This is a genomic window from Rhodococcus sp. AB351, assembly GCF_049538275.1.
Taxonomy (GTDB): Bacteria; Actinomycetota; Actinomycetes; order Mycobacteriales; family Mycobacteriaceae; genus Rhodococcus.
In genome coordinates this window covers 39,268-58,767 of the sequence record NZ_JBMVFW010000007.1, presented here as the reverse complement: position 1 = coordinate 58,767, position 19,500 = coordinate 39,268, and the positions used below count along the sequence as shown (strand labels likewise).

At 70.0% G+C, this 19,500-nt stretch carries 19 protein-coding genes; 13 read left to right on the top strand and 6 right to left on the bottom strand.

Annotation, left to right across the window (positions count from 1 at the left end; all coding sequences use genetic code 11):
- Positions 1 to 57: 57 nt before the first annotated feature.
- Positions 58 to 972, bottom strand: a complete 915-nt coding sequence (locus ACPCXD_RS15860; RefSeq protein WP_016933928.1) for an NAD-dependent epimerase/dehydratase family protein — start codon at positions 970 to 972, stop codon at positions 58 to 60.
- Between the two features lie 30 nt (positions 973 to 1,002).
- On the bottom strand, positions 1,003 to 1,818 hold the full coding sequence (locus ACPCXD_RS15855) for an SDR family NAD(P)-dependent oxidoreductase (RefSeq protein WP_016933927.1): 816 nt from the start codon (positions 1,816 to 1,818) through the stop codon (positions 1,003 to 1,005).
- 120 nt (positions 1,819 to 1,938) lie between these two features.
- Here ACPCXD_RS15855 and ACPCXD_RS15850 point away from each other — a divergent pair, with 120 nt between their 5' ends.
- Positions 1,939 to 2,682 (top strand): IclR family transcriptional regulator, encoded by a 744-nt coding sequence (locus tag ACPCXD_RS15850; protein WP_237451159.1) that lies wholly within the window; start codon positions 1,939 to 1,941, stop codon positions 2,680 to 2,682.
- Positions 2,683 to 2,742: 60 nt separating this feature from the next.
- On the opposite strand, the gene ACPCXD_RS15845 is transcribed toward ACPCXD_RS15850, so the two are convergent.
- On the bottom strand, positions 2,743 to 3,333 hold the full coding sequence (locus ACPCXD_RS15845) for an AMIN-like domain-containing (lipo)protein (RefSeq protein WP_145692639.1): 591 nt from the start codon (positions 3,331 to 3,333) through the stop codon (positions 2,743 to 2,745).
- A gap of 125 nt (positions 3,334 to 3,458) precedes the next feature.
- Between ACPCXD_RS15845 and ACPCXD_RS15840 the strand changes: the two genes are divergently transcribed.
- Genes ACPCXD_RS15840 through ACPCXD_RS15830 form a run of 3 tightly spaced genes read left to right on the top strand, consistent with a single transcriptional unit; the run spans position 3,459 to position 5,556 of the window.
- Positions 3,459 to 4,196, top strand: a complete 738-nt coding sequence (locus ACPCXD_RS15840) for an ABC transporter ATP-binding protein (protein WP_145692638.1) — start codon at positions 3,459 to 3,461, stop codon at positions 4,194 to 4,196.
- Entirely contained in the window at positions 4,193 to 4,948 is a 756-nt protein-coding gene (locus tag ACPCXD_RS15835) for an ABC transporter permease (protein ID WP_145692637.1), read from the top strand. The genes ACPCXD_RS15840 and ACPCXD_RS15835 overlap by 4 nt, the downstream gene beginning before the upstream one ends.
- On the top strand, positions 4,945 to 5,556 hold the full coding sequence (locus ACPCXD_RS15830) for a TetR/AcrR family transcriptional regulator (RefSeq protein WP_145692636.1): 612 nt from the start codon (positions 4,945 to 4,947) through the stop codon (positions 5,554 to 5,556). The genes ACPCXD_RS15835 and ACPCXD_RS15830 overlap by 4 nt, the downstream gene beginning before the upstream one ends.
- 100 nt (positions 5,557 to 5,656) lie before the next feature.
- Here ACPCXD_RS15830 and ACPCXD_RS15825 read toward each other — a convergent pair whose 3' ends face one another.
- On the bottom strand, positions 5,657 to 6,427 hold the full coding sequence (locus ACPCXD_RS15825; RefSeq protein ID WP_145692635.1) for a deoxyribonuclease IV: 771 nt from the start codon (positions 6,425 to 6,427) through the stop codon (positions 5,657 to 5,659).
- A 78-nt stretch (positions 6,428 to 6,505) separates the two neighbouring features.
- On the opposite strand from ACPCXD_RS15825, the gene ACPCXD_RS15820 reads away from it, so the two are divergent.
- The 6 genes from ACPCXD_RS15820 (at position 6,506) to ACPCXD_RS15795 (ending at position 13,963) form a co-directional block, all read left to right on the top strand.
- On the top strand, positions 6,506 to 7,282 hold the full coding sequence (locus ACPCXD_RS15820; RefSeq protein WP_160874778.1) for an SDR family NAD(P)-dependent oxidoreductase: 777 nt from the start codon (positions 6,506 to 6,508) through the stop codon (positions 7,280 to 7,282).
- 91 nt (positions 7,283 to 7,373) lie between these two features.
- Positions 7,374 to 8,135 (top strand): ABC transporter ATP-binding protein, encoded by a 762-nt coding sequence (locus tag ACPCXD_RS15815; RefSeq protein ID WP_160874776.1) that lies wholly within the window; start codon positions 7,374 to 7,376, stop codon positions 8,133 to 8,135.
- An 11-nt stretch (positions 8,136 to 8,146) separates the two neighbouring features.
- Positions 8,147 to 10,672 carry an ABC transporter permease gene (locus ACPCXD_RS15810; protein ID WP_160874774.1) on the top strand — a complete coding sequence of 842 codons (2,526 nt, stop codon included), beginning with the start codon at positions 8,147 to 8,149 and terminating at the stop codon, positions 10,670 to 10,672.
- A gap of 128 nt (positions 10,673 to 10,800) precedes the next feature.
- Positions 10,801 to 12,387, top strand: coding sequence for an alpha/beta hydrolase (locus tag ACPCXD_RS15805; RefSeq protein ID WP_301847133.1), 1,587 nt, complete (start codon positions 10,801 to 10,803; stop codon positions 12,385 to 12,387).
- A complete protein-coding gene (locus ACPCXD_RS15800) occupies positions 12,384 to 12,878 on the top strand; it encodes an LppA family lipoprotein (RefSeq protein WP_160874770.1) in 495 nt (164 codons plus the stop codon). Before ACPCXD_RS15805 ends, ACPCXD_RS15800 begins: the two co-directional genes overlap by 4 nt.
- Positions 12,879 to 12,961: 83 nt before the next feature.
- Entirely contained in the window at positions 12,962 to 13,963 is a 1,002-nt protein-coding gene (locus ACPCXD_RS15795; RefSeq protein ID WP_423660256.1) for a hypothetical protein, read from the top strand.
- 24 nt (positions 13,964 to 13,987) lie between these two features.
- On the opposite strand, the gene ACPCXD_RS15790 is transcribed toward ACPCXD_RS15795, so the two are convergent.
- Both ACPCXD_RS15790 and ACPCXD_RS15785 read right to left on the bottom strand, forming a co-directional pair.
- Positions 13,988 to 14,947, bottom strand: coding sequence for a glycerate kinase family protein (locus ACPCXD_RS15790; RefSeq protein WP_258260333.1), 960 nt, complete (start codon positions 14,945 to 14,947; stop codon positions 13,988 to 13,990).
- Entirely contained in the window at positions 14,944 to 15,849 is a 906-nt protein-coding gene (locus ACPCXD_RS15785; RefSeq protein ID WP_277371257.1) for a hydroxymethylglutaryl-CoA lyase-like TIM-barrel protein, read from the bottom strand. The genes ACPCXD_RS15790 and ACPCXD_RS15785 overlap by 4 nt, the downstream gene beginning before the upstream one ends.
- Before the next feature lie 210 nt (positions 15,850 to 16,059).
- On the opposite strand from ACPCXD_RS15785, the gene ACPCXD_RS15780 reads away from it, so the two are divergent.
- The 3 genes from ACPCXD_RS15780 (at position 16,060) to ACPCXD_RS15770 (ending at position 19,446) form a co-directional block, all read left to right on the top strand.
- The gene (locus ACPCXD_RS15780) at positions 16,060 to 16,257 is read left to right on the top strand and encodes a hypothetical protein (protein ID WP_059382923.1); all 198 of its coding nucleotides are present in this window, start codon (positions 16,060 to 16,062) and stop codon (positions 16,255 to 16,257) included.
- A 144-nt stretch (positions 16,258 to 16,401) separates the two neighbouring features.
- Positions 16,402 to 18,477 (top strand): hypothetical protein, encoded by a 2,076-nt coding sequence (locus tag ACPCXD_RS15775; RefSeq protein ID WP_160874762.1) that lies wholly within the window; start codon positions 16,402 to 16,404, stop codon positions 18,475 to 18,477.
- Between the two features lie 48 nt (positions 18,478 to 18,525).
- Positions 18,526 to 19,446, top strand: a complete 921-nt coding sequence (locus ACPCXD_RS15770; protein WP_423660253.1) for a hypothetical protein — start codon at positions 18,526 to 18,528, stop codon at positions 19,444 to 19,446.
- Positions 19,447 to 19,500: the final 54 nt, after the last annotated feature.

Below are 19,500 nucleotides of genomic sequence, written 5' to 3'. Positions count from 1 at the left end.
ACCCCGTCCCGGCGTCGGTTCGGTCGGATCCCGTCCGAACCGACTGCCCGGGATCGGTCAGCGACCGGCAGCGAGAACGACCTCGACGAGCTCTTCGACGGCCCGAGTGCAATCGTTGCGGTCGTATCCGAGGAGCTGCACTTCTTCGGCCGCCGGCTCGTAGGACAGGCGGTTGCCTCTGCCCTGCACGATCGCAGCGTCGGGCAGGAAGGGATGCGACTCGTCCCGCTCGGGGATGTTGCGATCGCCGCCGGCGGCATCGACCATGAGCTGGAAGAACTCCTTGTACAGAAGGTTCTGGTCGCCGACGAGATAGGCCTTGCCGGATTCTCCTCGATGCAGCGCGCCGTGGATCGCCTGGGCGAGGGAGTGCGCCGACATGTAGTTGGTGCCTCCCGTAGGAGCGAAGTCCGGGAAGGCCGGTTCCTTGCCGGCCGCCCAGGACACCATGCGCCGGTAGCGCCGGGCCGAAGCACCCGGTACCGCCCCGATGATCGAGGGCGGGTTCAGGGTGCACACGGTGAACGAGTCGTCGGCCAGCGCCCGTGCGCCCTCGTCGGCGTCCCGGCGCGCCGCCACGTAGGGGTTGGTGTCTGCGAAGGCCGGTTGCAGATGGTGGTAGTAACTGCCGATCTGCACGAAACGACCCACTCCGGCCTGTTTGGCGAGGGCGGCGAAGCGGGGCACACCGATGCTCTGCGTGGTCTCCCAGAACGATTCGTCGTCGCCCCCGTCCGTGCGATGCCGCGGATCCTGTCCGGCAGCGAAGACGACACCGTCGAAACCCCGGAGTTGTTCTGCGGTGAAGGTAGGAACGGTGTAATCGCCGACGAGGAGCGGAAACCCGGTTACCGGAGAATCGTCGGGCAACGCTCCGCGAGCGGCGACCGTGACGTCGTCACCGTGTTCGCGAAGGAGCAGCGCCGCGTGCGTGCCGATCATGCCGGTACCACCGACGAGAAGGATCTTCATGTGTTACATCTTTCGTTGTCGTGGAACAGATCAGGGATGTCGGGGGCGATTGGTCCACCCACCGGAATGTCTCGGGACCCAGCCTCCGCTCGAATGGGTACCGCCGTCGACGTGGATCGTGCCGCCGGTGACGAAACGCGACAGATCCGACGCCAGGAACAGGGCCACTCCGGCGACGTCCTCGGGGCGTCCGGGGCCACCGAGAGGCGACCAGGTGGGCCACAGCGCTCGATCCTGTTCCGGTACGAGTCGGTCGTACGGAACCTGTACGGAATCGATGAGGTCCGGGGCGATCGCGTTGACCCGAATGCCGTCCGGTCCGACCTCTGCGGCGAGCGACCGCGTGAACTGCCTCAGTGCCGCCTTGTACGCGGAGTAGACAGCGTGACCGGGAATCGCCCGGTGTGCCTCGACCGTGGTGAGGTTGACGATCGAACCACCTCCACCCTCGGCCATACCGGGGAGAAGGGCGTGCGTCAGACGCAGGACGTGGCCGAGATTGATCTCGTGCAGTTCGTCCCACAGCGACGGGTCGTTGTCGGTGAAGCGATGCGGGGGCCGCAGATAGTGGCCGACGTTGTTGACGAGCACGTCCGGTCGGTGATCGACGATCTCGGGTGCGCACACCGCCGAACGGACGTCCCATTCCATGATCCGGATGGAACCGCCTGCAGCGCTGTCGAAGTCGAATTCGGCGCCGGTATCGACATCGACGACGAGTACATCGGCACCGTGTGCGGCGAACGCCGTCGTCACCGCAGCCCCGATTCCTCCGGAACCGCCGGTCACCAGGGCGCGCCGGCCCTGCAGCAGAGGTCCGGGTCGCGAGCAGACGGGGTGGGTCACAGGCCGAGTACACAGGAACCACGGTCTTCCGCGACAGGTCTGTTCCCGGTGTCCGGAAGTTTGCCCGACGGTGTTCTGCCGTGGTGCTACGAAGACCGTGAGGACGACACAGGAGACCGGATGCACATCGACGACCCGCAGACTGTTCCGAAGGGCACGATCCAGCGCACCGCGTTGATCCTGTCCGCGCTGGAGAACGCGGAACGCCTCACTCTGTCCCGGATCGTGGCTGCTACGGGACTGTCGCGCACCTCCGTCCATCGCGCACTGGAACAACTCGTCGAGCTGCGGTGGGTCCATCGGGACGGAATGGACTACCAGCTGGGGTTGCGGATGATCGAACTCGGCTCCGCGGCCGCACAGCACAACATGGTGCGACGAGCCGCTCTGCCCACTCTGCACCGGCTCCACCGCATCAGTGGGTGCGTCGTGCACCTGGGTGTCCTCGACGGGGACGATGCGGTGTATCTCGAGGCGATCGGTGGCGAAGGTTCGGCTGTGTCGAATTCGTGGGCAGGCAAACGACTTCCGGCCTCGTCGTCGACCATCGGCAGAGCGCTTCTGGCCGCGCTGGGCAGCGATTCTCCCGAAGCTGAACGTGTCCGGCAGACCCGCCTGGCCTACGACCAGGAACAGTGCAGGAAAGGATTCGGTTGCGCTGCGGTGCCTATCGGCCGGATCGACACCGGACAGGCGGCCGCACTCTCGGTCTTCGGGCCGTCCGCCCGGATCGGCGACAGACGCCTGCTGGTGTCGGTGCAGAGTGCGGCGGCGGAGATCTGGCGACGTATCCAGGCGTCCCCACCGACGGGACGGGTGGCGGGGACGTGGCAGCACGGACACGGTGCCGCAGTCCGGTCGTGAGGTCAGCCCGTTTCGGTCCCGGACGTCACCTCCGAGCCGGTGTCGGGACAGCAGCAGCGGTCACCGGGCCACGTCGATCACCACGCGGGTCGGCCCGCTGAGCGAGTACACCGAGAACGGGGTGCCGTGGGCGGCGAGGCCGATGAACGACTGGGTGACACCTTCGAAGACCCCGGAACCGCTGACCTCCACCACGGATCCGCCGGCATCGGCGAGCACGGGATCCGGGCCGTCGTACTGCTCGACACCGCTGTCGAACGGATAGGCCGAACCGTCGATGAGCACCTGCAGCACGGCGTCGCCTGCGACGGCGACCTCGTTGCCGCTGCCCTGCTGGAGCGGCTCGTCGACATAGCCGACCCGCCATCCCGGTGTGCCCTCGCCGCCGAGTTCGTAGACCACGCGATCGAAGCCCTCGTGACGTCCGGTACGGATGTCGACGACGGTGAGCTTCGCGCCCTCTCCGGCCGGGGAGACCTTCTCGCGCGCGTCGCGCGGGACCGCGTCGGAGATGGTGGTCTCGGGAGCCGAGGACGTCGGCGTGTCGACCGAGACGGCGGGGGAGGGCGCGGGCTCGTCGCCGCCGGCGGAGCATCCCGCCAGGACCAGTGCTGTTGCGGTGACGGCCAGTGTGAGACGCGTGTGCTTCATGGGGCTCATGGTACGTCGGAGCTGCTGGCGACCCCTGGCGACGCTCGCGGGGGTTGACCGGATCGAGACGTGAGGCGCACAATTCATCCGAGGATGATTTCAACACTCGATGAATTGAGTGGACCATGAACATCGACCACATCTCCGACGCCGTCGACATCCGCGACCTGCACGTCCGGCGTGGCACCCACCGAGCCCTCGAGGGCGTGAGCGTGCGCGTCCCGCGCGGTTCGATCACCGGACTGCTCGGCCCCTCGGGCTGCGGGAAGACCACCCTGATGCGCGCGATCGTCGGCACCCAGATCGTCGAATCCGGCACGGTCACGGTGCTGGGCCTGCCCGCGGGCAGCGCCGAACTGCGCCGCCGCATCGGGTACGTCACTCAGTCGCCGAGCGTCTACCCCGACCTGACCGTCACCGAGAACGTCTCCTGTTTCGCCTCCCTCTACGGGCGGAAGGGCGCCGCGGTCGCCGACACCCTCGCGGCGGTCGGGCTGACCGACCACGCCGACAACCGGACGTCGGCCCTCTCCGGCGGCCAGCTCGGACGGGTGTCGCTCGCGTGCGCGCTGGTGGGCGATCCCGAACTCCTCGTGCTCGACGAACCCACCGTCGGACTCGATCCGCTGCTGCGCGCCGAGTTGTGGGAGCACTTCCGTGCACTCGCCGACCGCGGCACCACCCTGCTCGTGTCGAGCCACGTCATGGACGAGGCCGACCACTGCGACGAGCTCGTCCTCCTGCGCGAAGGCCGACTGGTGGCCCAGCTGACCCCGGTCGAACTGCGCGAACAGACGGGGGAGACGGGCCTCGAGAACGCCTTTCTCCGACTCATCCGGAACCGGACGGGAGCACGACCGTGAGCGCTGTCATCTATGCCACCACGACCACCCGCATCCTGCGTCAACTGCGGGCCGACCATCGCACCGTCGCGATGATCGTGCTCGTCCCGAGCCTGCTGATGACGCTGCTGTACTTCATGTACCAGAACGCCCCCACCGGTCCGGGCGGAGTCTCGCTGTTCGACCGGATCGCCGTCACGATGCTCGGGATCCTCCCGTTCGTCGTGATGTTCCTGGTCACCTCCATCGCGATGCAACGCGAGCGCAGTTCGGGCACCCTCGAACGGCTACTCACGACACCGCTGACGAAACTCGACCTGCTCGCCGGTTACGGCAGCGCTTTCTCGCTCGCGGCGGCCGTCCAGGCCGGTCTCGCCTGCGTGGTGGCCTTCTGGCTGTTGGACGTCACCAGCGCCGGATCGGTGCTGTGGGTGCTGATCGTCGCGGTTCTCGTCGCCGTCCTCGGGGTCTCCCTGGGGCTGCTGTGCAGCGCCTTCGCCCGCACCGAGTTCCAGGCCGTGCAGTTCATGCCGGTGATCGTCATTCCGCAGTTCCTGCTGTGCGGGTTGCTCGTCGCCCGGGACGATCTGCCCGACTGGCTGCGCTGGATCAGCAACGCACTGCCGTTGAGCTACGCGGTGGAGGCGCTGCAGGAGATCACCGTGAATCCTGGGGTCACCGGCGTCATGGTGCGGGATCTGATCGTCGTCGCGGCGTTCGCCGCCGCGGCCCTCACGCTCGGTGCGGCGACACTGCGCCGTCGCACCCCGTGACGAGCGAGGCCGGGACGCGGCGCCCCGGCCGCCGCCCCGGGAACTCGGGCGCGCGCGACGACATCCTCGCGAGCGCCCGGGAACTGTTCGCCGCCAACGGATTCGACAAGACGACGGTGCGTGCGGTCGCAGCCCGTGCCGGGGTGGACCCGGCGCTCGTGCACCATTACTTCGGCACCAAGCTGCAACTGTTCACCGCGTCCATCGCGCTGCCGGTCGATCCGCGCGACGTCCTCGCCCCCGTCTACGCGGCCGCACCCAAGGATCTCGGCCGTGCTCTCGTGACCGCCCTTCTCGGTGTGTGGGATTCGCCGCACCGCGACGCGGCCGTGGCGATGTTCCGTGCGCAGATCGCAGGCGGTGACAGCGGTCTGATCCGCTCGTTCCTGCTGGAGGTCGCGCTCGCGCCGTTGTTCGAGCGCATCGATCGTCCGGTCGGCACCGGCAGACTGCGGGCCGAGCTGGTGGCCACCCAGATGACCGGGATCATGCTGGTGCGTTACATCATCGGACTCGAACCGCTCGCGTCGATGCCGTCGGAGCAGCTCGTCGGGATCGTCGCCCCCACCGTGCAGCACTATCTGACCGGCGAGCTTCCCGGCATGTGACCGCAGCTTCGGGGGCGTGCGCTTCGGTCGGAGACAGAGGCGCGCCGTCGACACGGTGCATCGGTCCGCGCACGACGCAAACGTAGAACGGAGTGCGTCGTCAGGTCGAGTGCTCCCGCAGGAAGGCGATGTCCTCGGCGAGTCCCTCCGCCGGGGTCTCGAGCACGATCGGTGCGTCGGCCTGCACCGCGATCTCCGCGAGCAACTGCGGATCGATCTGCCCGTCGGCGAGATTGGCGTGCCGGTCGCGGGCCGAATCGAACTCGTCACGCGAATTGTTCAGGTGCACCAGATCGATCCGGCCGGTGACCGCACGCACCCGTTCGACGACACCGACGAGATCCTCCCCGGCCGCCCAGGCGTGGCAGGTGTCGAGGCAGAATCCGGGGCCGTAGTCGCCGATGGTGTCCCACAGACGCCCGATCGCGTCGATGTAGCGGGCCATCGCGAAGTCGCCGCCCGCGGTGTTCTCGACGAGGATCGGCACCCCGAACCCGCCCTTGTCCTCCTGCCGTTCGAACAGCTTGCGCCAGTTCTCCACCCCGGCGGCGACGTCCTCACCCGCGCGGACGTGCCCGCCGTGGACCACCAGCCCGAGCGCGCCGATCCGCGCGGCCGCCTCGGCGTGGTCGGCGACGGCCTTGCGCGACGGCATCCGCACCCTGTTGTTCAGGCTCGCCACGTTGATGACGTACGGCGAGTGCACCACCACGTCGACGTCCGACGCGAGGATCTCCTCGGTGCGCGGATGCTCACCGGGCTTCGTCCACTTCTGCGGGTCCGACAGGAACACCTGCACCAGATCGGCACCGAGATGCTCGCCCTGACCGATGGGATCGTCGTCCTGCCGGACGTGCGCACCTATCCGCATGTGCCACAGGTTAGGGCAGTGTCCCGCCGACCGGGACCGCAACACCCGGACGTGCCCGGAATCTGCTCGACTCCTCGCATGGGCACACTCGAAGGCGGGAAACTCGACGGCAGGGTCGCGCTGATCACCGGCGCAGGTCAGGGGATCGGTCAGGGGGTCGCGTTCGCGCTGGCCCGCGAAGGCGTGGCCATCGCGGTCGCCGGCCGGACCGAATCGAAGCTGATCGACACCGCCGAGCAGATCCGCGCGTTCGGTGGCATCGCCGAGCCGGTCGTGTGCGACATCGCCGATCCGGAGGCGATCGCCGCCGCGGTGGACCGGACGGTCGGGGCGTTCGGAGGTGTCGACATCCTCGTCAACAATGCGAGCTTCAATCCGCTCGGGCCGCTGCTCGACCTGAAGCCGGCCGTGCTGGAGAAGGCGTACCGCTCGGGTCCGCTCGCGGCGCTGCACGCCATGCAGCTCGTCCACCCGATCATGAAGGAACGCGGCGGCGGATCGATCGTCAACATGGTCACCTCCGCGGCGGTGCGCTGGGACATGAGCGGCTACGGCGGCTACGCCTCGACCAAGGAGGCGCTGCGGTCGCTCACCCGTACCGCGGCAGCGGAATGGGGGACCGACGGCATCCGCGTCAACGCCATCGCCCCGCACGCCCTGTCGCCCGGCCTGAAATGGTGGACGGAGACGAACCCGGAGGAGGCCGCCGAGTTCGTGCAAACCATCCCGCTCCGCCGCATCGGCGACCCCGAGCAGGACATCGGGCGCGCCGTGGCGTGGATTGTGAGCGACGACGCACGCTATCTCACCGGCGCGACGATCCCGCTGGACGGAGGCCAGGCACGCTGGGCCTGAGCCACCGCCCCGGCATACACCCGTATCCCCGAATCGAAGATCGGGGTCCTCCCCGATGGTGCAGTGGTCCCGGCACCGGGAAGATGGGTGCATGCCACTGCACTCGGCCCCAGCAGCCCGCGCCCAGGACCTGAAGAAGATCTACGGCACCGGAGAAACCGCGGTACACGCCCTCGACGGTGTGACCGCGGATTTCGCCGCCGGTGAGTTCACCGCGATCATGGGTCCCTCCGGATCGGGCAAGTCGACTCTCATGCACTGCCTCGCAGGTCTCGACAGCGCGACCTCCGGAGCGGTCTTCATCGGCGACACCGATCTGACGACCCTGTCCGACAAGGGGATGACCCAGCTGCGGCGCGACCGCATCGGCTTCGTCTTCCAGGCGTTCAACCTCGTCCCCACCCTCACCGCGCTCGAGAACATCACCCTCCCGGTGGACATCGCGGGCCGCAAGGTCGATCAGGAATGGCTCGACACCGTCGTCACCCGTCTGGGTCTCACCGACCGTCTCGGACACCGTCCCGGCGAACTGTCCGGTGGCCAGCAGCAGCGTGTCGCGTGCGCGCGTGCCCTCGCGGGCCGGCCCGAGATCATCTTCGGCGACGAGCCGACCGGCAACCTCGACTCGCGTTCGTCCGGTGAGGTGCTGTCCATCCTGCGCGCGGCCGTCGACGAGTTCGACCAGACCGTCGTGATCGTCACCCACGACCCGCGTGCCGCCGGCTACGCCGACCGCGTGGTGTTCCTCGGCGACGGACGCATCGTCGACGAGATGCGCGAACCGACGGCCGAACGTGTGCTCGACCGGATGAAGCAGTTCGATCCCGCCTCCGCGGCTCCCGTGGCGGAATAGGAGACACCGCGATGAGTGGGAATCCCATCCGCAGGGTTGCCCTGCGCAACCTCGCCGCACACAAGGTGCGGCTCGCCCTGACCGTGCTCTCCGTGGTGCTCGGCACGGCCTTCATCACCGGTTCGTTCGTCTTCACCGACACGCTCCAGCGCACCTTCGACGGCATCTTCGGCGACGTCGCCCAGGGCGTCGACGTCCGCGTCAGCACCGAGCAGTACGGCACCAGCGGTGTCCCGATCGAGGCCGTGGACCAGGTCGCCGCCCTCCCCGGCGTCGAGCGCACGTCCCCGTCGATCGGGGGCGGCATCATCGTCCTCGACTCCGAGGGCGCCGCGATCCAGACCGGAGGCGCACCCGCCGAGGGCTACGCCTACATCCCGCCCGACCGTCTCGTCGGCGATCCGGAGACCTTCGTGGCCGGTGGACCGCCGGCGGAGAGCGGGCAGATCGCGCTCAACGAGAGCGCGGCCGAACGCGGTGATCTCTCGATCGGCGACAGCACGACCGTGCTCACCATCTCGCAGGGCATGGTGCCGGTGACCGTCAGCGGCATCTACGAACTCGAGACCGACACCGGCGGCTACATCGGTGCGTTGTTCACCGAGGAACAGGCCTCCCAGTTGTTCACCGACGGCCGGCACGTCGGCTTCCTCGACGTCGCGGGCGACGGTTCGCTCTCGCCCGAGCAGCTGCGCGACGAGATCGCGGCGGCGCTGCCCGATCTGAAGGTGCAGACCGGAGCCGAGGTCACCGAGGAGACCAAGTCGCAGGTCGCCGAGGCTCTGAACTTCCTCAACTACTTCCTGCTCGCGTTCGGCGCGATCGCACTGCTCGTCGGCACGTTCATCATCTACAACACCTTCTCGATGATCGTCGCCCAGCGACTGCGCGAACTCGCCCTGCTCCGCGCGATCGGCGCGAGCCGCAAGCAGGTCGGCCGATCGGTCACCCTCGAGGCCTTCGTCGTCGGCCTGATCGGCAGCATCATCGGTATCGCCGCGGGCGTCGCCCTCGCCTACGGTCTGCGCGCGGCACTGAACGCCGCGGATCTCGGACTGCCGTCGGGACCGCTGCAGCTGTCCCCGCGCACCGTGATCGTCGCGCTGCTCGTCGGCGTGGTCGTGACGATGGTCAGCGCCTACGCCCCGGCGCGGCGCGCGACCCATGTTCCGCCCGTCGCCGCGATGCGCGAGGAATCCACGGCGACCGTCGAGTCGCTGCGCATCCGCACGATCATCGGTGTGCTCTGCGCGATCGTCGGTGCGGCGCTCGTCGTGGTGGGCGCACAGCAGGTCGGTGGTGGCGCGGCCGCGACCGTCGGTATCGGTGCCTTCCTGCTGATCCTGTCGGTGCTGTTCGCGGCACCGGCGTTGTCCCGACCCGTCGTGAACGCGCTCGGCGCGGTCTTCGCCCGGCCCTTCGGGGCGATCGGCCGTCTCGCGCGCACCAACGCGACCCGCAATCCACGTCGCACCGCCGCGACCGCCTTCGCCCTCACCCTGGGTCTGATGCTCGTCTCCGTCATCGGTGTGTTCGGGTCGTCGGCGAAGGCCAGTGTCGACGCGCTCGTCGACAACGGTGTCGAAGCGGACTTCATGCTCACCGGGCCGCAGATGTTCGGCGTCCCGGCCCCCGCCGCCGAGGCGGTCCGCGGGGTGGACGGCGTCGAGGAGGTCGTGCCCGCCTACGGCGTGCAGGCCAAGATCGACGAGGACTTCGAGTTCGGCACCGGAGCGGGCGGACCCCTCCAGGACGTTCTCGACCTGGACATGGTCGCGGGTGCCTTCGAGGTGACCGGGAACGAGATCCTCGTCTCGCAGACCTCGGCGGACGACCGCGGCTGGGAGGTGGGCTCCACCGTTCCGCTCACCAGCCGCGACGGCGACACCGTCGACACCACCGTCGCCGGCATCTTCACCGACAACCAGCTGATCGGTCCGTGGGTCGTCTCGCAGCAGCTGTTCGAGCAGTTCACGCCGCCGAACAACCGGTCGGCGCTCGTCGTCCTCATGAACACCGTCGACGGTGCCGATCCGGAGACCGTGCGCGCGTCGATCGAGGAGGCGGTCAAGGACTACGTGATCGTGCAGGTCCTCGACCGTGAGCAGTTCAAGGGACAGCAGGCGCAGCAGATCGACATGCTCCTCGCGATCCTCTACGGCCTGCTCGCCCTCGCCGTGGTCATCGCCATCCTCGGCATCGTCAACACCCTGGCACTGTCGGTGGTGGAACGGCGGCGGGAGATCGGCATGCTCCGCGCTGTCGGTATGCAACGCGCCCAGGTGCGTCGCACGATCTACCTGGAGTCGCTGCTCATCGCAGTATTCGGTGCGGTCGTGGGTGTCGTGCTCGGTCTCGCGTTCGGCTGGGCGTTCGTGCGCACCCTCGCTGATCAGGGACTCGACATCATCTCGGTGCCGTGGTCGCAGGTCGTCGGCATGCTCGTCGCGTCCGGCATCATCGGTGTCCTCGCGGCGCTGTGGCCCGGCCAGCGTGCGGCGAAGACGCCGCCGCTCGAAGCGATCAGCGACATGTAGGCAGAAAGTGCAGGTGGACACGAGTTGTCCACAGGCAGTGGAGTTGTCCACAGCAACCGGCCCGCGGAGCATTCCGTGGGCCGGTCGTCGTCGGTGCCCCCTATGCTTCCGCGGCAGGGGGTGGTGGTATGCGGGTGGACGATCTGGCGGGGTGGGATCCGGATGCGCTCGAGCGCATGGCGACCGAACTCGCGGCGTGCGCCGACGCGGTGGACGCCGTGGCCGGCGACGTGGTGCGGTCGGCATCCTTCGGCGACGCCTGGAGCGGTGCGGCCCACGATGGAGCAAGGTCCGTATTCTCCTCGTGCGGGCGGGATCTCGCGGCGCAGGCCGAGGCGTACCGGCAGGTGTCCGCGTGTGCGCGGTTCGTCGTGCCGCGACTGCGGGCACTGCACGCCGAACTGGGCGAGCTGCAGGCCAGGGCCGCTGCACGGGGTTTCCCGCTCGACGGCGACGAACTGCTCGCGGCGTCGCTGCGATCATTGCTCGTCCGTGCCGATGGGCTCGACCGCGAGGCCGCCGCTCGCCTGAGTGCCGAATCCGAGCCGTCGGGAACGGTTCTCGGCGAACAGGATCGCCTCCACACCGCGATTCCACGGTCGGGATCGACGACGCTGCCGGCCCTGCCCGATCCGGCCACCGGTCCCGTGCAGGTCGCGCAGTGGTGGAACGGTCTCGACGACACGGCACGCACCGCGCTGGTCGCCGAACATCCTCAACGGATCGGTGCCCTCGACGGAATACCCGCCGTGGCTCGCGATCTCGCCAATCGTGCCTTGCTCGACGACGAACGTCGCCGCCTCGAATCCGTGGCGACCCAACTGCGGGCCGAACTCGACGCGATGTTCCTCGGTGGCACCGTGATCGACCCTCTCGGCGTCACCGGACTGTTCACCGACGCCGATGCCGGGCTCGAACAGACAGTGCGGAAGATCGAGGCCCTCGACGCGATCGACGCGACCCTCGCCCACGGCGACCGGCAACTGATCGCCCTCGACCTGTCCGGACGCGAAGCGATGGCGGCGGTGGCCGTCGGGGACGTCGACACCGCCGACCACCTGGCCGTCTTCGTCCCCGGCGCCGGCTCGACCGTGCAGGGCAATCTGCAGGGTTACGACGCGCAGGTCGCGGCGCTGCGCGACTCCGCTCGGCTCCACCTCACCGGCGGCGATCCCTCCGTCGCGGCGGTCACCTGGCTGAATTACCAGGCGCCCCACTGGGGATGGGGTCTCGCGTTCACCGAGCGCAGTCCGGTCTCCGACCTCGCCGCCCGAATCGCCGCGCCTCGCCTGGTCGACTTCCTCGACGGCATCGCGGCCTCGCGCCCCGACGACCCGCGTATCACCACGGTCGGGCATTCGTACGGGGCCGTCGTCTCCGGTTTGGCGCTGAGGGAGACCGGTGCGGTCGACGCCGCGGTGTTCGTCGGGGCTCCCGGGATCGGGACCGGCGACGTGACCGACCTGCGGATCCCGCCCGGCTCCGCCTATCTCGTCGAAGCCGAATGCGACATCGTCGCCGACGTCGGAACCTTCGGGGGCGACCCGAGCTTCCTCGACGGCCTGACGCATCTTCCCGCCGGTCCCGGCACCACCACCGCCGGAGTCCCGCTCGCGGGCATCACCGGCCACAGCTCGTATCTCACCCCCGGAACGTCGAGTTCCCACCACATTGCCGGTGTCGTCGCGGGCACCGCGGAACGGAGTACGCCGTGACCTCTGCGTGGACTTCCCGGCTCGGGGCGAGCGTCGTCGTTCCGGCAGCACTGCTCGCCGCGTGCACCACTACGGTGACCCCGGTCGCGATGCCCGAACCGGTCGCCACGACCAGCGCGGGCGCGGTCGAGTTCTACACCGCTGTGCAGCGCGACGTCCTCACCGCACTGTCCGCCGAGTTCCCCGGCGTGCGCTTCGAACCGAAGTACGCGAGCACCACGGCGGGATGCACGTTGCCCGACGGCACCTCGGGTCTGACGGTGCACCTTCCGATCCACGGGTCGGGACGGCCGGTGCCGGTCGACGAACTCGACCGTGCGGCCAGGGTCTTCGAGGACACCGCCGCGCGGGCGGGCTTCCACGGTCGCCATGTGCTGCCTCCGGATACCGGTTTCGCCGTCCGGATGTTCGCGGCCGACGGCTCGTACATCACCTTCGGCAGTTACGTCGCCGCGACCGTCGGACTCACCGTCGGTTGTTACCGGGAGTAGGCCCGGATGTCGGTTAGGCTCGTCCGAGCGACGGCCGCTCGGGCCGTCGTGATTCGTGCTGGCAGCCGTGGAGGGACGAACAGATGCGCCCGATGCTCGGCATCTCCGTCGACGAGGGTGAAGTGTGCGCGGTCCTCGTCGATGCCGACGTTCCGAGTCTCGGTCCGTTCGACTCCCAGCGGGGCTTCGACGCACCCGGGGACACACCGGCCGAGGCCGCCGCCGCTGCCGCCTCCGCCATGGCGGAACGTGCCGCCGCGGCGTCACTGACGCTGTCCGCGGCCGCGGTGGTGACCGGTCCCGAGAACGACGAGGACGCCGAACCGGTCACCGAGGCGGTGCGAGCCGTACTCGGTATCGACGTCGACTCGGTCCTGCTCGACGAAGCGCGGTTGGCCTTCCTCGCCGGCGCACCGGAACTCGCGGAACTGCCGGTCCTGGCCCTGCACACCCGCACCTACGGCGTCGAATCGGCATCGATGGTCGACGTCCCCTCGCGCACGGTGCTGTCCACGGTCAGCCCCGACGGCGACGAGTTCGGTCCCTACACACAGTCGCTGCCCGAGGCGATGGACGAAGCGGTCGCCCGCGCCGGCACCTCGCCCGACGCCGTGGTCTTCCTCGATCTGCGTCCCGGCGACGCCCGTCCGGCACGAGAACTTGCCACCGTCCTCGGTGTTCCCTTCGTGACTCCGCACGGGGTGCCCTGGCATCGCGCGACCGGCGCCGCGCTCGTCGCAGCCGCCCGCCGTACCCCGACGGTCGTCGCCGCGCCCACGAACCGCCGTCGCGGCACCGTCCTGCTGGCCACGCTCGTCGCGCTCGTCGCCCTGCTGGGTGGGGGACTGGCCGTCGCGGTGAGCAGCGGCGTGCAGGCGGAACGCTCCGCGCCCGGTCTGCAGACCGCCGTGGCGCCCCCGCCGTCGCCGGTGCCGTCGCCCGACCGCACACCCGCCGCCGACCCGTGCTCCGAGGCGCGACCGGCATCGTGGCCGGCCCACGCGTCCGATCCGGTCGACCCGGTGCCGACGCCCGAGACGCCCACCGAGATACCCTGCGGCAGCGCGCCTCCCACCGCTCCGTGACCGGCCGGTGATCGGGCGCGCCGCTCAGACTCGCAGTGCCCGACCGGCGCGCGTCAGCGCCTCCGCATCGGACGCGACGACGACGTCGGCGAACCGCTCGCGGTAGTCGCCGAGGTCGTCGCCGACCGAACCGACCACCGCGACCACCGGAACGTCGCCGCAGCGCGCGAGGATCGCCGAGACGATCTTGCCCGCCCGCGACTGGCCGTCGAGTCGTCCCTCGCCGACCACCACGAGATCGGCGGTGCGCACGGCGTCGTCGAATCCCACTGCGTCGAGCACGAAGTCGGCTCCAGACCGCAGTTCGGCACCGAACCGCGACCACATCCCACCGGAGAAACCACCGGCCGCACCCGAGCCGTCGACCTCCCGCGGGTCGCGGGGGAGTGTCAACGCGGTCTCCTCGAGGCGGCGCGTGAGCAGCGCGACGGCCGCCGTATCGGCGCCCTTCTGCGGCCCGAAGATCCGTGCCGCATCGGTGTAGCGGGTCGTCACGTCGGACAGCACGGTGACGCGGGCGTCGTCGAGCCCACCCCGCTCGTCGATCGCGGCGATCGCGCCCGCACCACCGTCGGTCGTCGCCGATCCACCGGCCGCGACGACGATGTGCCGTGCTCCCCGCCGGACGGCTTCGGCCATGACCATCCCGGTGCCGTAGGTGTCGGCGGTGACGGCGTCGCGCGGACCGTCGTGCGGGGTGGTGATGCCGCTCGCCGTTGCGAGTTCGACGACCGCCGTGCCGTCCGGCGACATCCCCAGCAGCCCGCGGCACGGTGACCGCCACGGATTCACGGCCTCGACCTCGATCCGGGCGAGACCGAGGGGCCCGGCGAGCGCGTCGAGAGTGCCCTCACCGCCGTCCGCGACGGGCATCCGGATCGCGGTGTGCCCGGCGCTCTCCACCCCGGAGGCGATCGCGTCGGCGACCTCGACGGCGGTGTAGGTGCCCTTGAAGCTGTCGGGGGCGATCAGGATGCGGGTCACCGGAGCACCCAGTCGAAGGCCTCGGCCTCGGAGCGGGCGCCCTGCCGGGCACGCGACCGGTTCGGTTCGTCCAGTTCGGCGACGATGTCCTCACCGAGCCGGACCAGGGAGCCGAAGACCTCCGGATCCAGCCACGACGGACGGGTCGCGAACAGCAGGTCCTCGCTCGCGGTGTTGCCGCTCGCGCCCGGCGCGAACGGGCATCCGCCCAGGCCGGCGAGCGCACCGTCGACGACGGTCGCTCCGGCGTCGATCGCGGCGAGGCTGTTGGCGACACCGAGACCCCACGTGTCGTGACCGTGGTAGACGATCCGCCGGTCGGGGGATTCGGCGGCCAGCCGCGCGACCAGCGACGACACCTGGCCGGGCACGGCCTGACCCAGGGTGTCGGCGACGACGATGTCGGCGGCTCCGTCGGTGCGCGGGTCGCACGCGATCTCCACGACGCGGTCGGGGTCGACCGGCCCGTCGAACGGGCACGTGAACGAGGTGGCCAGGCACAACTGGATGCTGCCGCCGGCGGCGTGGGCGCGTTCGATCGCCGCCGGCATCGCGGCGATGCTGTCCTCGGTGTCGCGGCCGATGTTGGCGCGGTTGTGGGCGTCGGAGACCGAGAAGCAGTACTGGAACCGGCGGGCACCGGCCGCGATCGCCTTCTCGACATGGCGCGGCGTGGCGACCCAGATCCAGCAGCGGTCGAGTTCCTCCTCGGTCAGCGCCGCAACGAGGTCGAGGGTGTTCGCCATCGGCGGCACGAGATCGGCGCGCGCCAGGGACCCGATCTCGAGTTCGGGCACGCCCGCTGCGAGCAGCGTCCGGACGATCTCCACCTTGCGTTCGGTGGGAAGCAGCTTGCCGGTCAGCTGCAGTCCGTCGCGCAGCGTCACGTCCCGCAGGATCACGTCCGTGCGCGCTCGGTCACTCGTCGGTCCCGCCACAGTTTCCGCCTCCCCGTCGTGTTCCTGCCGACCCCACCGTCTCGAACCGCACCAGTATGCCCCGGTCACCGTGGGGGCACGATCCGTCGACACACCGATGGACTTTCGCGAGGACTGTGACAGATGACACTATCCTCACCGTTCTGATCGTGAATTGCCGGAAGGTGCAGGGAAATGGCTTCGGTCCTGGGAAAAGTACTGCTCTGGATCGCTCTGCTGGGGGGACTGGCCGGGGCGGTGATCGCCGTGTGGGCGCTGCACGTGAACGGGCTGGTGGCCTCGCTCATCGTCGCGTCGGTGACGGGACTCGTCCTGCTGCGGCTGCGTCCGGAGGCGCGTGACGACTCCGACTCCGACATCGCCCTCACCTGACGGGAAACGGGGCGTTCGGACTGTAGGGTGAGAACCGGCGTCCGGGTCGAGGGCGCCTCGCGTGGACGCGCTGCACGAGCGCGGCGTCGACGCCGGAGAGGGGGCCCGCGGCCTCCGCCGGGCGTGGAAGAGGAGCAACGGTCAGTGTCGCTGTGGTCTCGTGCCTTGTCGTCGGACGAACTCGACAGTCGTCGCTGGGTGGATCTGATGCCGTGGATCGACCGCTACGGATCGGCCCGCACCGCCGCTCTCGGGGCACTCGTGTCGTCGTCCCGCTGGTGGGAGAACGAGTCGCCCGCCGAGACCTGCGAGCACACCGAGATCCCCGAACTGTGCGCCGAACTCGCCCACATCTACGTCACCGACCACCCGGAGCTGCGCTTCGCGGACGGTCTGCTGCGTGAGGACGAAGTGCCCGTGGCCGCACTCGATCTCGGCCCGGCCGCCGCGACCCTCGTCGCGCGCCTCCCGCACGCACCCACCACCGCCGAGTTGTTCAGCCGCAGTCCGGCCGACCTGCTCGGGATCCGCGGCGCCGACCGCGATGCGGTGGAGGAGATCGTCTGCGCCGCCCTCGTCGCGACGGTGCTCCGCGAACCGGCCACCCTCGAAGCCGATCCGCGTGCCGCGCGGGTGCCTGCCGCGGCGCTGCTCCTCGACGACCTGGCGGCGCTGGCGCGGTGGAGTCGCGTGTGCGGCCGGGACGATGCTCCTCTCCTGCAAGCCGTGATCGACGACGGGGCGCCGGAGGAGATCCAGGACGCCGCGGCCCGGCTGCGAGCACTCACCGCCCGCGACCTGCCGGTGGCGGCGCCGGCCGATCCGATCGCCGAACTCACCGACTACCTGAAGGGCTTGCCCGACGCGGAACGCACGGCCCTGCGGCGCCGCGTCCACGACGACGTCGACGACCCGGCCGCGCCGTCCACCTTCCCGTTCGGCACGGCGGTCGGCGACCTGCTCGCGGCGCTGCGCGTCGACGTGCGGCCGGTGGCGGCCTTCGACCGGATGGTGCGCACCCACCCGGTGCTGGGCCGGACCGTCCCGGGTTTCGACGTGCCCCTGTGGCGGGTGCTGCACCGCCTCGACGACCGTTTCGAGGTCGCGGACGGGTGGATCGCAGTACCGGATCTGCCCGACGCCGAGAAACAGACGCGCGGACTGCTCTCGGAGTTCGAATCGCCGAACGGTGTGGTCGAGCCTGCCGCGGTGAAGGCCGTGTGGTCGCTTCCCGACGACGAGTTCGAGGCGTGGACCCGGTACTGCGGCACGACGACCTTCGAACGCCGTCTGCTGTCCCCGCCGGACGGACTCGCCGGTCGCGCCGCTCAGGTCCTGGAGGTGCTCGGCGACCCCCTGACCGCCGACACGCTCGTCGCGCGCATGGGGGTCAACGCCGACGTCCACACCCTCGTCTCCGAACTCGCCGACGACGAGCGCTTCACGTCCGACGGTGAACGTTGGGCGCTGGCCGAGTGGGACGTCGACGTGGTCACCGCCATCCGCACCCGCATCGCACGGCTGGTCGATTCCCGCGGCGGCAGTGCCGATCGCGACATGGTGGTCGCCGCGCTCGTCGACCGATTCGGCATCTCCGAGGATTCCGCCCGGACGTTCACGGCCGGAGGGGATTTCGAGGTCGTCGACGGCCGTGTCCGGCGCCGTCACCGCTCGCACGTCCCGATCTCCGTGCCCGAGCGCACGCGCCGCCTCTACCGGCTGGGCGAGGCCTGGCGTCTGCGCATCCCCGCGACCCGCGACCACCTGCGGGGAGCCGAGTTCACGGTTCCGTCCGCCGTCGCCGCGATCGCCGGGTGCGCACCGGGTGGGCACGTGGTGCTCCCGTCCCGCCTGGGCGGCCAGACCCTGCGCTGGACGGGACCGGTGCCGCGTCTGTCCTCGATCCGCCGGTTCCTCGAGGACGTCGGGGTGGAGGAGGACAACGAGCTGCTGCTCGAGGTCCGCACCGACGGCCGGTTCGACGTCCTGCCGCTGCGCACCGTCGCCGACAACGCCGAACCGCTGCGCAAGGCGCTCTCGCTCATCGGCCACACCGAACCGGAGACCGTCCCCGAGGAACGGATCGCGTCGGCGTTGGCGTCCGCTCTCGGTCTCGACGGGGAGTCGCGTCCGCGCCGGATCCTGTCGGCCTACCGGGCCCGCAGGGAGACCGAAGTGGTGGCTCTGCTCGAACAGGCTTGGGTGCGCGTCCCGAACTGAGCCGGAGGACGTGATGCATCCGGCCCTCGGACGTAGCACGATTGGGGAATGGTCGACACGTCGAAACCCACCGCTGCAGTCCCCACCGCCCCTGACGCGGTCCTCGAGGCGTTGCGGGGAGCAGTCGCGTCGGTGGAGGCCGCCGTCGTGCGTCTCGAAGGCGACGATGCGGCGCCCGGAACCGTCGACCGCGTGCTCGACCTGGCCGGGGCGGAGCCGGCCGGCGACATCGTCGCGACCCACAATGCTCTGACCCGGGCGGCATCGATCGTCGACCACACGGGCGGTCTGCCCGACCGGGACTGGCAGGCGATCGCCGACCTCGGGGAGGTCCTCGCCCGGACGGTGACGCGTCTGCGCGGGCACGTCTCGTCGTCGCTCGACGATCTCGGACTCGACGCGGCGGTGGGCGAGCACGTCGAACTGCTGCAGAAGGTCGCGGTGGAGGAGGCGCTGGGGGAGACGCTGCAGTTGCTCGTGATGGTCGAGGACTGCCTGTTCCTGTGGCATCGCGTGCACCTGGCGCGCACGCCCGACGACGAACTGCGCGACGCGCTGGCCTCTGCCCGTCAGGTCCTGGCCGACCACTTCACGCAGGACGCTGAACTGCTGCGCCGCGCCCGTGCCGCGCTCGCCCGGTTCGCGGAGGGCACCCCGATCGAGGTCGTCCGCCGCCTGTCGTCGGGACGGACGACGAAGGTGCTCGCGGGTCTGCGTCAGGACTTCGACGACTTCCGGTGGGCGTGCCGCGCCGACGAGGCGGGCTGGCTCGACGACGAGGACCCGGTGATCGCCGAGGCCCTGGACTCGATGAGCAGCCCGCTCAAGGCGGTCGGGGGAGTCCTCGGCGACGTGTTCGAACGCGGGCGGGCGCGGGTGACGGAGACGTGGAGTCGCTCCGACGCTTCGGAATCTTCCGCTTCGGGATCTGCCGATTCCGCAACCGCCGGATCCGACGACCGGCAGTAGACGCTTTCGCACCGCTTCGCGGAGAGCGCTCGGTCCTCATACCTAGATCTGCTA

Excerpts from the sequence above, each read along its gene's own strand:
- ACPCXD_RS15860 (WP_016933928.1), bottom strand. The coding sequence starts at position 972 with ATGAAGATCCTTCTCGTCGGTGGTACCGGCATGATCGGCACGCACGCG.
- ACPCXD_RS15850 (WP_237451159.1), top strand. The coding sequence starts at position 1,939 with ATGCACATCGACGACCCGCAGACTGTTCCGAAGGGCACGATCCAGCGC.
- ACPCXD_RS15845 (WP_145692639.1), bottom strand. The coding sequence starts at position 3,333 with ATGAAGCACACGCGTCTCACACTGGCCGTCACCGCAACAGCACTGGTC.
- ACPCXD_RS15840 (WP_145692638.1), top strand. The coding sequence starts at position 3,459 with ATGAACATCGACCACATCTCCGACGCCGTCGACATCCGCGACCTGCAC.
- ACPCXD_RS15825 (WP_145692635.1), bottom strand. The coding sequence starts at position 6,427 with ATGCGGATAGGTGCGCACGTCCGGCAGGACGACGATCCCATCGGTCAG.
- ACPCXD_RS15820 (WP_160874778.1), top strand. The coding sequence starts at position 6,506 with ATGGGCACACTCGAAGGCGGGAAACTCGACGGCAGGGTCGCGCTGATC.
- ACPCXD_RS15815 (WP_160874776.1), top strand. The coding sequence starts at position 7,374 with ATGCCACTGCACTCGGCCCCAGCAGCCCGCGCCCAGGACCTGAAGAAG.
- ACPCXD_RS15810 (WP_160874774.1), top strand. The coding sequence starts at position 8,147 with ATGAGTGGGAATCCCATCCGCAGGGTTGCCCTGCGCAACCTCGCCGCA.
- ACPCXD_RS15805 (WP_301847133.1), top strand. The coding sequence starts at position 10,801 with ATGCGGGTGGACGATCTGGCGGGGTGGGATCCGGATGCGCTCGAGCGC.
- ACPCXD_RS15795 (WP_423660256.1), top strand. The coding sequence starts at position 12,962 with ATGCGCCCGATGCTCGGCATCTCCGTCGACGAGGGTGAAGTGTGCGCG.
- ACPCXD_RS15780 (WP_059382923.1), top strand. The coding sequence starts at position 16,060 with ATGGCTTCGGTCCTGGGAAAAGTACTGCTCTGGATCGCTCTGCTGGGG.
- ACPCXD_RS15770 (WP_423660253.1), top strand. The coding sequence starts at position 18,526 with ATGGTCGACACGTCGAAACCCACCGCTGCAGTCCCCACCGCCCCTGAC.